Raw genomic sequence first — 9910 nt, forward strand, 5'->3', positions numbered from 1 at the left:
AAAATTTCTCGTAATTAGTATGAGTTTTAAGTAAATTTTTCATGCAAAAAAAAAAAGACCGTATGGATTATAATTCCATACGGTCCTTCATGTGTTGCAATATCTTTTTTTCCAATCTTGATACTTGGACCTGAGAAATGCCCAGTCTGACAGCCACCTCTGATTGGGTTTGATCCTTATAGTATCTTAAATAAACAATTAGTCTTTCCCTTTCATCCAATTCTCGAATGGCCTCTTTTAATGCAATCTTATCAAACCATTTCCCTTCATTTCCATCATCAATTTGATCTAGCAGGGTAATAGGATCGCCATCATTTTCATAGACAGTTTCATGAATAGATGACGGGATCCTGCTCGCTTCTTGGGCTAGAATCACGTCCTCTGGTGAAAGCCCAAGATACTCCGAGATTTCATTAACAGTTGGAATTCTACCAAGTGTTTTGGATAATTCATCCTTTGCCTTTCGAATTTTGTTTCCCAATTCTTTTAGTGAACGGCTGACCTTTACCGTACCATCATCTCTGATAAAACGTTGAATTTCCCCAATTATCATCGGAACAGCATATGTGGAAAATTTAACATCATAGGAAAGGTCAAATTTATCAACAGATTTTAGTAATCCAATACAACCAATCTGAAACAAGTCATCTGGATCATAGCCTCGATTTAGAAATCGTTGTACAACAGACCAAACAAGCCGCATATTTTTTTCAACAATTAAATCCCTGGCTTCCTGATCTCCTTCTTGGCTTTTTTTGATAAGCTCTTTAACTTCATGATCTTTTAGATAGATTTGATTATTATCGTTCCTGACCTCCACATCCATTGGCAAGTCTCCTTAATTGCAAAGCATTTTGCGCGATTTTAAATGCTTTCGTAATCTAACCTCGGTTCCGCTGCCTGGTTGCGTATGAATCTCGACCTCATCCATGAAATTTTCCATGATAGTAAATCCCATTCCAGACCTTTCTAATTCCGGCTTTGTTGTAAATAGTGGTTGACGGGCTTCCTCTACATTTGCAATTCCTATACCATTATCTTTAATGGATAAATCAATTAGATTATCCTCGATCGATACACGAATATAGACAATACCGTTCGGATCATTTTCATATCCATGTATGATCGCATTGGTCACTGCTTCTGAAACAACTGTCTTAATTTCCGTCAGTTCATCCATTGTAGGATCTAACTGGGCAATAAAGGCGGCAACTGTTACACGGGCAAATGATTCATTTTGACTTAAAGCACTAAACTGTAAGCTCATTTCATTCTTCACTCTAAGCCACCCCCAATTTTTGCAATGCAAATTCCTCAGTCGGTTCCATTTTAATTATTTTGAATAGACCAGACATATCAAATAATCTTTGCACTGCCGGGGAGATTGCACAAACGACCATTTCTCCGTGTACCTGTTTTATTTGCTTGTATCTTCCTAATATTACGCCCAAACCAGAGCTGTCCATGAAGGTTAACTGTTCCAGATTCAAGACAATATGACGAATTTCATTTTTTTCAATGAGGGCCGTTGCCCTCTCACGAAGTTCATCCGCTGTATGATGATCCAATTCACCACTAAGCCGAATACATAAAACGTCATGTTTCGTTTCAAATTCAATGTTAAGACTCACTATCCTTAGTCCTCCTTCATCTTGTCCAGCTTCAGCACCTTTACACTAAAGAAATTTCTTTCACTGTACAAAATGTTCCAAGGCACTTTCCGCTTTCTCAGGTATAGTGAGTCAATTCGCCTTATGTTCATTAATTTCCTGCTAGATATACAAAACTAGTCGTTATTCGATAAAACTAGTGATGATCATTAGCATTTCGACACAATTGCCTATGAAAGCAATCACTTTCCGGCTTTTGTAAACATTCCAAATGATCGTTTATACAGTGTCCAAAAGCCTGCTTCCTTTACATCTTTTTTGGCAACTAGTGGGCTATTAAGTATGACTTTCCCATTTCTTACAAGCTTTATGGTTCCAACCTGATCACCTTTTTTGATAGGTGCTTTCAGATTTTTTTGAATCGTAACCTTTTGCTTTACATCCTTCGTTTTTTCTCCTTTTTTAGTAAGAAGTGAAAGTGGTTCACTTGTTACAGCTTCAACTGTTTTCTCCTGTCCTTTACTTACTTTTGCCACTCCAATTGTTTGATTTCGTTTATAGACCGGTTGGGTTTGATATTGACTAAAAGCATAATCAAGCATTTTTGTTACTTGGGTATTCCGTTCTTTTGCAGTTGGAGCACCGAATACAACCGCAATAACCCGCATTCCATTTTTCTGTGCTGTTGCTGTGAGACAGTATTTTGCTTCAGCAGTAAAACCTGTTTTCAATCCGTCGACTCCTGGATAAAAGCGTACTAGTTTATTTGTATTAACAAGCCAGAATTTTTTATCAGTATTTTCACGCAGGTAGGATTCATACATACCTGTAAACTTTGTTATATCTTCATATTTCAAAAGTTCTTTTGCGATAATGGCCATGTCGTAGGCTGAACTGTAATGCCCATTCTCAGGGAGACCTGTTGTATTTTTAAAAGCTGTATCCTTTAAGCCCAATTCCTTTACTTTATCATTCATCATTTCAATAAAAGCTTCTTCTGAACCCGCAATATGTTCAGCCATGGCGACAGAAGCATCATTTCCAGAACCGATGGCGATTCCTTGCATCATTTCCTTTGCCGTCATTTCCTCGCCGGGTTCAAGAAATATTTGTGAGCCACCCATCGAAGCCGCACGTTCACTCGTACGGATTTTTTCATCCCATGTTAGCTTTCCTTTATCAATTGCCTCCATTATTAGTAGCATGGTCATGATCTTTGTCATACTCGCTGGAGGCAGTTTTTCCTTACTGTTTTTCTCAAACAAAACTTTCCCGGTATCTCTTTCAATTAAAATTGCTGATTTTACATTTGAAACAATATCAGCAGATTTCTTTTCTTCAGCTGCCAACGCTGATGGAGCCCAGATACTTGTAAATAAAATTGTTACTATTAAATAGACCAATTGTTTCATTCACATTACCCTCCATTCTTAATCATCACCATTTTTTCCAAATTCAATTACTTTATACAATTTTTTCCTCTGTTTTAATAAAAAAAGTGTCAGGCACCATGTGAATATTTCACATGGCCTGACACTAATTTACTTACTATCATTTATTCTGTTATTTCCTCATGAATAAGAATTGGTGGTTCTACTTTTGTTGAAGATATTTTTATGTTTTGAAGTAGTTTTTCTTTTACTTCACTTACATCTTCAAAATTGCTGTAAATCGTTACTAATGGTTCACCTTTTTTGACTTGGTCTCCAATTTTCTTCCTAAGGACAAGTCCTACAGCCAGGTCGATTTCGGACTCTTTTGTAGCTCTTCCCGCACCTAGAAGCATAGCAGCTGTTCCAATTTCGTCAGCTACCATTTCAGATACATACCCATCTTCTTTCGCTTCAAGATCGATAATGTATTTAGCTTGCGGCAGTTTGGATGGATCATCCACAACCGATGCGTCACCACCTTGTGAGCTAAGGAAGACTTTCATCTTTTCAAGGGCAGAGCCATCCTTAATTGCGTTTTCAAGCATCGCTCGTGCTTCTTGCAAGCTATTCGCCTTTTCAGCAAGATAAACCATATGGCTACCAAGTGTTAAACAAAGTTCAGTTAAATCTTCTGGACCTTCTCCTTTTAATGTATCAATAGCTTCCTTTACCTCAAGGGCATTACCAATAGCATATCCAAGTGGCTGACTCATATCAGAAATGACTGCCATTGTCCGACGTCCAACATTATTTCCGATGCGCACCATTGCTTTGGCTAATTCACGTGAATCATCAAGTGTTTTCATGAAAGCACCAGCGCCTGTTTTCACATCAAGTACAATAGCATCTGCACCTGCGGCAATTTTCTTACTCATGATTGAACTAGCTATTAGTGGAATGCTTTCAACAGTACCGGTAACATCTCTTAATGCATACAATTTCTTATCTGCTGGGGTTAAGTTTCCACTCTGACCAATGACAGCAATTTTATTTTTATTAACCAAATCAATAAATTCATTATTATCAATCTCTACATGAAAGCCATTAACTGATTCCAGCTTATCAATGGTCCCTCCTGTATGCCCTAAGCCACGTCCGGACATTTTTGCTACAGGTACACCTACAGAAGCAACAAGTGGTCCTAAAACAAGTGTAGTCGTATCCCCTACTCCTCCTGTAGAATGTTTATCAACTTTAATTCCTTCGATTTGTGAAAGGTCTATTTGGTCTCCGGATTCTACCATTGCCATTGTGAAATCGGCTCTTTCTCTTTCCGACATGCCTCTAAACACGACTGCCATTGTAAAAGCACTTACTTGATAATCAGGAATCTTCCCTTCCGTATATCCTTTAATAATAAAATTAATTTCTTCAGTTGTTAATTCATGTCCATCTCTTTTTTTCTCGATTAAATCAACCATTCTCATTTTTCTTCACCACTTTACATATATTATTCATTTATGCCAAACTCTTAACAATCTCTTTAATATACTTCATGAAATTGTTTTTTACTTTTTCAGTCGTTTCAATTACTTCATCATGGGATAACGGCTGATCTAAAATTCCTGCTGCCATGTTTGAAATGCATGATATGCCAAGTACCTTGATGCCACTATGGCGAGCTACGATTACTTCAGGTACTGTAGACATTCCTACAGCATCGCCACCTAAAGTACGAATCATCCGTATCTCTGCTGGGGTTTCATACACTGGCCCAGGATTTCCAAAATATACGCCCTCCTTCACATTTATCTGTAAACGATCGGCAATTTCTTTTGCCAATACACGTAACTCTTTCGTATAAGCTTCAGACATGTCAGGGAAGCGTACTCCAAGTCTATTATCATTTGGTCCAATTAAAGGATTCGTTCCCATATTATTAATATGGTCTGAGATTATCATTAGATCTCCAGGCTCAAAGCTTTCATTAACACCACCGGCTGCATTCGTAACAATTAGTACTTCAACACCAATTTCTTTCATCACACGAACCGGGAAAGTGACCTTTTCCATACTGTAGCCTTCATAAAAATGAAAGCGGCCTTGCATTGCTACCACATTTACTCCATTTAGCAAGCCAAAGACAAGCTGCCCTGCGTGGCCCTCTACTGTTGACACAGGAAAGTCTGGAATTTCTTGATAAGGTATTTTCACCGCATTTTCAATTTCATCTGCCAAAATACCAAGACCTGATCCCAAAATAAGACCAATCTTAGGTGCTTGATCATATTTTCCTTTTAAAAAGCTTGCAGCATTTTGAATCTTTTCAAAATCCATATTCCTACCCCTTTTAATTACTAGATTATTTAAGAATTTAATTCACTTAAAAAGCTTTTCCCGTAATTAGGTAATTGTATATTAAAGTTTTCTGCAATCGTTGCTCCAACATCAGCAAAGGTTTCACGAAGTGGCAATTCTTTTCCTTCAACCATTTGCTTAGAGTATACTAGCAGGGGTACATATTCCCTAGTATGGTCCGTACCTGGTGCAACCGGGTCATTCCCATGGTCAGCAGTGATAATCAATAAATCATCCTCTTTCATTTTGGCAAAGACCTCAGGCAATCTTGCATCAAATTCTTCTAGTGCTTTACCATAACCTTCAGGATCACGGCGATGACCATAAATAGCATCAAAATCAACCAAATTCAAAAAGCTAATACCAGTAAAATCCATATCAAATGTTTCAAGCAATTTATCCATTCCATCCATATTGGAAACGGTTCTTAACGATTTTGTCACACCTTCTCCATCATATATGTCGGAAATTTTTCCAATAGCAATTACATCAAATCCAGCATCCTTTAATTCATTCATTACAGTGCGGTCAAATGGTTTTAGGGCATAATCATGACGGTTAGGTGTGCGTTTAAAATTACCTGGTTCACCGGCAAACGGACGGGCTATCACTCGGCCGACCATGTACTTTTCATCAAGTGTCAATTCACGGGCAATTTTACAAATTTGATAAAGTTCCTCAAGTGGAACAATTTCCTCATGTGCAGCAATCTGAAGAACCGAATCAGCAGAGGTATACACAATTAATGCACCCGTTTTCATATGCTCTTCGCCTAACTCATCTATGATCGCAGTACCACTTGCCGGTTTATTACCGATTACTTTTCTCCCAGTACGCTTTTCTAACTCAGAAACAAGTTCCTCAGGAAAACCGTTAGGAAAGACTCGGAATGGCGTCTGGATATTAAGACCCATAATTTCCCAGTGCCCTGTCATTGTATCTTTCCCGTTAGACGCTTCCATCATCTTAGTGTAATATGCAAGCGGTTTTTCAGCTTTTTCTATTCCTTTTAATTCTCGAATATTGCTTAAACCTAATTTACCCATATTCGGCATTTTGAGGCCGTTCATTTTTTCTGCAATATGACCTAGTGTATCTGCTCCCTTATCACCAAATTTATCTGCATCAGGAGCCTCACCAATGCCTACCGAATCCATTACGATTAAAAATATACGTTTATATGTAGTAGAAGCCACGGATAATTCCTCCTTTTACATGATTATGAATAATTTTGTTCGTACCCAAAGTTGATAACGTTTACATATCCATCAAAAAATACATAACCATAGGTTTCCCTTTTTAGGTTAAATTAACAAAATAAACTCAAGAAATCATACGTCAGAAGTCTGACCTCTTTATTTTACTACATATATGCAAAAAAACAAGCAAAAAGCTGCCCATTTTATGACAGCTTTTAACAAACATATTTCCATCTATGATTCTATCAAGCTCTCGGATGAAATTTTCGATAAACATCATTGAGTTTTGTTTTGGTTACCTGGGCATACATCTGTGTGGTTGAAATATCTGCATGTCCCAGCATCTCTTGCACCGCTTTTAAGTCAGCTCCATTTTCAACTAGATGAGCAGCGAACGAATGTCTTAGTGTATGAGGTGTCAGTTCTTTGGCAATCCCCGCTTCAGCAGCTAGTTTTTTTAATATTTTCCAAAATCCTTGCCTTGTCAAACGTTTCCCTTGGTGATTTAAAAACAAGGCATTTTCTTGTGAATTTTTACCTATCAAATACGGTCTTCCGTCTTCTAAATAAAGTTGGATCGCTTCTATTGCCTTTTGTCCAACAGGCAAAATCCTCTCTTTCCTTCCCCTTCCTGTACAACGAACAAATCCCATCTTTACGTGCACATGATCAATATCTAAAGCAATGAGCTCACTTACCCTTATGCCAGTTGCATAAAGAAGTTCCAACATCGCCTTATCCCGCAATCCAAATTGATCATTTAACTTTGGAGTCTCTAAAAGAAGCTCGATTTCTCGTAAATTCAAAATACTAGGAAGCGCTCTTTCCAGTTTTGGTGGTTCTATATGAACGGAAGGGTCCTGATCCACTGCCTTATCCCGCAATAAGAATTGGTGAAAAGCTCTGATGGATGCAACATGCCTGGCTATCGTTTTAGGGGATTTACCGTTTTCTTTTAAATATCCTAAAAATTGAATGATATGTGCACGCTGAACATGATTTAAAGATAGAATAGATTCATCCTTTAAATAGTGAAGATAACCTTTTAAATCTCGCTCATATGAAACAATTGTATTTTGGGCTAACCCCTTTTCAAAACGCATATAATCGATAAAATCTTTCAAATGCCCTTCCATTACTCTTTACTCCCCATTTAAGTAAAAAAATATTAGCCGGTCTAACAAGGAAGAATTACTAGTATTGTTTACTTCATTTGAAACCTTAAGGGCAGTACCCTTTGGTTCATCATATCGATGGTAATTTTGATATTCTTCTGATACCCACATAATACCATAATAAAATAGAATCGTGCATCCAGTGAAAATAATAAAAACCTTTAGCGTTTTCAATAATATTTTTATAAATGAGAGCATATTGCCTACCCCCGATTTCCTATTCTATTAATAAAAGGTATGCCAATTTATTCAAGTTTTATACCTTTTATAGGAAATTAGAAAAAAGAAAAAGTCCTTTTTTTAAAAGGACTTTTCTTTTATCATTCAGCAGGGTGTTCCTCTTTGACTTTATTCTGGCAGCGATGACAGATTCCGTGAAAAGTAAGACGATGGTCTTTTATCTTAAAATTCCATCTACGTTCTACAATCGCTTCGACATCTTCAAGTAAATCTTCTTGTATTTCATCAACCGCACCGCATTCAATACATACAAGGTGATGATGAAAATGTGCCGCGCCTTCCTGTCTTAGATCGTAGCGTGATACCCCATCACCAAAATTTATTTTATCAACAATTTTTAATTCAGTTAACAATTCTAAAGTTCGATAAACAGTTGCTAGTCCAATTTCAGGCGATTTTTCCTTTACAAGGAGGTACACATCTTCCGCGCTTAAATGATCCTCTTCATTTTCTAGCAATACCCTGACGGTTGCTTCACGCTGTGGTGTCAGTTTGTAGCTTGCCGAATGCAACTGTTTTTTTATTCTCTCAATTCTCGTTTCCATGCCTTTCGTCCCTCCCTCGCCACTGTTATTTCTCATTATAACAGATGAAGAAAGAGATTCAAAATAAAATTATTATAAATAACCCATTCTATTATTTAATAATTATTCTAAATTATTTTCGCAATTATTGACTTCATAAACCACGGTGATACATAAGCTTCAACTGCTGATGAAATAGAAATCAACAATATAGCACCGATAAGAGCTAATATATATCCTTTAAATAAAGGCAGCATTGGTTGGGCATATTTTTTCATAAACTGTTTTTTAATCATTCTCAATGAAAAAATAACAGACAAGGAAGCCATAAGAATAAAAATAGGAATAATGATCAAGTTTTGCGGCAGAATCGAAGCAATTGCTAGCGAAAACCCTTTCCACCCCATTTGACTGACTAGAAAACCAACGGTAAAGCCAACTACCATACCCTTAACAAATAATAAAATAAGAATAACAGGAAGACCGATAATAGAGATTCCCAAAATCCATATTAACCCAATAAATTTGCTGTTATGAAAAAAACTTTGCAGAAATAAATCATAGTTTTCTGCTACTTTTCCGTTCGACACTTCTCCAAAAAATTGTGATAAATAATAGAATAAATCTTCTTTTTGTGTAAAGCTCATACTATTAACAACAACAGCGCCAAAAATGACTCCCATAAAAAATAAGATGACAATAAATAAGAAAATTGAGGAATGTTCTTGGAAATAACTAGCGACATTGGACTGGTACAAACGTTTTTTCATCTCATGTTTCCTCCCAAATATCAGTTACTACATTCTATGTAAGTCTATTAATTCTATGATCAAAATTTAATAGCTCAGAAATAAGTCAGTGAAATATGACTTCAAATTTAATCGCAACATTTCTCCTACACTCTATTCTTCATAAAAAAACCGACAGTCTTGAGACTAGACTAACCTAGTTAAATGTTAAATGGGACAATAAAAAACACCTTCGAAATGGTATAATCAATAAAATACTATTCGGAGGTGTTTTTGTGTGGGCAAAAACGTATATTCAAGTGAAGTAAAGTGGGCAGTTATTAAAGATAAGATGACTGGAGAGCTTTCAAATAGAGAAATAATGGAGAAGTACGGGATAAAGAATGTATCCCAAATTAAAACTTGGATGAAATGGTATAGAGAGAATCAAATTTATCGTTTAAATCAACCAATAGGCAAGCAATATTCTTATGGACATGGACCAGAATGGAAAAGTGAAGAAGATAAACGGAATAGTCAAATTGAACAGTTAAAAATGGAGAATGAAATATTAAAAAAGTATATAGAACTGAGAAAGGAGTTGAAAAAGAAGTAGTTCTTCGATTAGTGGAGAAGTTTCGAGGAAAATATACGGTTACAGCTGTTTTACAGGCATTAGGTGTGGCTAGATCTACTTATTATC

At 36.6% G+C, this 9910-nt stretch carries 12 protein-coding genes; 1 reads left to right on the forward strand and 11 read right to left on the reverse strand.

From position 1 onward, the window contains the following. Positions 1–67: 67 nt before the first annotated feature. From sigF to spoIIM, 11 genes are all read right to left on the reverse strand, one after another. Positions 68–826: an RNA polymerase sporulation sigma factor SigF gene (sigF, locus tag GZA11_RS12690; RefSeq protein ID WP_163184095.1), complete on the reverse strand. Its 759-nt coding sequence runs from the start codon at positions 824–826 to the stop codon at positions 68–70. Between the two features lie 12 nt (positions 827–838). After that, positions 839–1279 carry an anti-sigma F factor gene (gene spoIIAB, locus GZA11_RS12695; protein WP_038535974.1) on the reverse strand — a complete coding sequence of 147 codons (441 nt, stop codon included), beginning with the start codon at positions 1277–1279 and terminating at the stop codon, positions 839–841. Position 1280: 1 nt separating this feature from the next. Continuing rightward, a complete protein-coding gene (spoIIAA, locus tag GZA11_RS12700; protein WP_163184096.1) occupies positions 1281–1631 on the reverse strand; it encodes an anti-sigma F factor antagonist in 351 nt (116 codons plus the stop codon). A gap of 221 nt (positions 1632–1852) precedes the next feature. Further along, positions 1853–3022: a D-alanyl-D-alanine carboxypeptidase family protein gene (locus GZA11_RS12705; protein WP_038535976.1), complete on the reverse strand. Its 1170-nt coding sequence runs from the start codon at positions 3020–3022 to the stop codon at positions 1853–1855. 143 nt (positions 3023–3165) lie between these two features. Next, the gene (locus GZA11_RS12710; protein ID WP_038535978.1) at positions 3166–4470 is read right to left on the reverse strand and encodes a pyrimidine-nucleoside phosphorylase; all 1305 of its coding nucleotides are present in this window, start codon (positions 4468–4470) and stop codon (positions 3166–3168) included. Positions 4471–4501: 31 nt separating this feature from the next. Next, entirely contained in the window at positions 4502–5320 is an 819-nt protein-coding gene (locus tag GZA11_RS12715) for a purine-nucleoside phosphorylase (RefSeq protein WP_038535980.1), read from the reverse strand. A gap of 29 nt (positions 5321–5349) precedes the next feature. Next, a complete protein-coding gene (deoB, locus tag GZA11_RS12720) occupies positions 5350–6537 on the reverse strand; it encodes a phosphopentomutase (RefSeq protein WP_163184098.1) in 1188 nt (395 codons plus the stop codon). Between the two features lie 248 nt (positions 6538–6785). Then, positions 6786–7676, reverse strand: coding sequence for a site-specific tyrosine recombinase XerD (gene xerD, locus GZA11_RS12725; RefSeq protein ID WP_163184100.1), 891 nt, complete (start codon positions 7674–7676; stop codon positions 6786–6788). Positions 7677–7682: 6 nt separating this feature from the next. Further along, positions 7683–7913, reverse strand: coding sequence for a YqzK family protein (locus GZA11_RS12730; protein WP_038535984.1), 231 nt, complete (start codon positions 7911–7913; stop codon positions 7683–7685). 122 nt (positions 7914–8035) lie between these two features. Further along, positions 8036–8500: a ferric iron uptake transcriptional regulator gene (gene fur / locus GZA11_RS12735; protein WP_038535985.1), complete on the reverse strand. Its 465-nt coding sequence runs from the start codon at positions 8498–8500 to the stop codon at positions 8036–8038. Positions 8501–8607: 107 nt separating this feature from the next. Then, positions 8608–9249, reverse strand: a complete 642-nt coding sequence (spoIIM, locus tag GZA11_RS12740; protein WP_038535986.1) for a stage II sporulation protein M — start codon at positions 9247–9249, stop codon at positions 8608–8610. Positions 9250–9505: 256 nt separating this feature from the next. Between spoIIM and GZA11_RS12745 the strand changes: the two genes are divergently transcribed. After that, a complete protein-coding gene (locus GZA11_RS12745; protein WP_038535059.1) occupies positions 9506–9823 on the forward strand; it encodes an IS3 family transposase in 318 nt (105 codons plus the stop codon). Positions 9824–9910 lie beyond the last annotated feature (87 nt).

This window comes from Neobacillus sedimentimangrovi (genome assembly GCF_010614825.1).
Classification (GTDB): Bacteria; Bacillota; Bacilli; order Bacillales; family Cytobacillaceae; genus Neobacillus; species Neobacillus thermocopriae.

What these genes read in the sequence shown, in the direction of transcription:
- sigF (WP_163184095.1), bottom strand. Translation starts at nt 826, where the DNA reads ATGGATGTGGAGGTCAGGAACGATAATAATCAAATCTATCTAAAAGAT.
- GZA11_RS12705 (WP_038535976.1), bottom strand. Translation starts at nt 3,022, where the DNA reads ATGAAACAATTGGTCTATTTAATAGTAACAATTTTATTTACAAGTATC.
- GZA11_RS12710 (WP_038535978.1), bottom strand. Translation starts at nt 4,470, where the DNA reads ATGAGAATGGTTGATTTAATCGAGAAAAAAAGAGATGGACATGAATTA.
- GZA11_RS12715 (WP_038535980.1), bottom strand. Translation starts at nt 5,320, where the DNA reads ATGGATTTTGAAAAGATTCAAAATGCTGCAAGCTTTTTAAAAGGAAAA.
- xerD (WP_163184100.1), bottom strand. Translation starts at nt 7,676, where the DNA reads ATGGAAGGGCATTTGAAAGATTTTATCGATTATATGCGTTTTGAAAAG.
- GZA11_RS12730 (WP_038535984.1), bottom strand. Translation starts at nt 7,913, where the DNA reads ATGCTCTCATTTATAAAAATATTATTGAAAACGCTAAAGGTTTTTATT.
- fur (WP_038535985.1), bottom strand. Translation starts at nt 8,500, where the DNA reads ATGGAAACGAGAATTGAGAGAATAAAAAAACAGTTGCATTCGGCAAGC.
- spoIIM (WP_038535986.1), bottom strand. Translation starts at nt 9,249, where the DNA reads ATGAAAAAACGTTTGTACCAGTCCAATGTCGCTAGTTATTTCCAAGAA.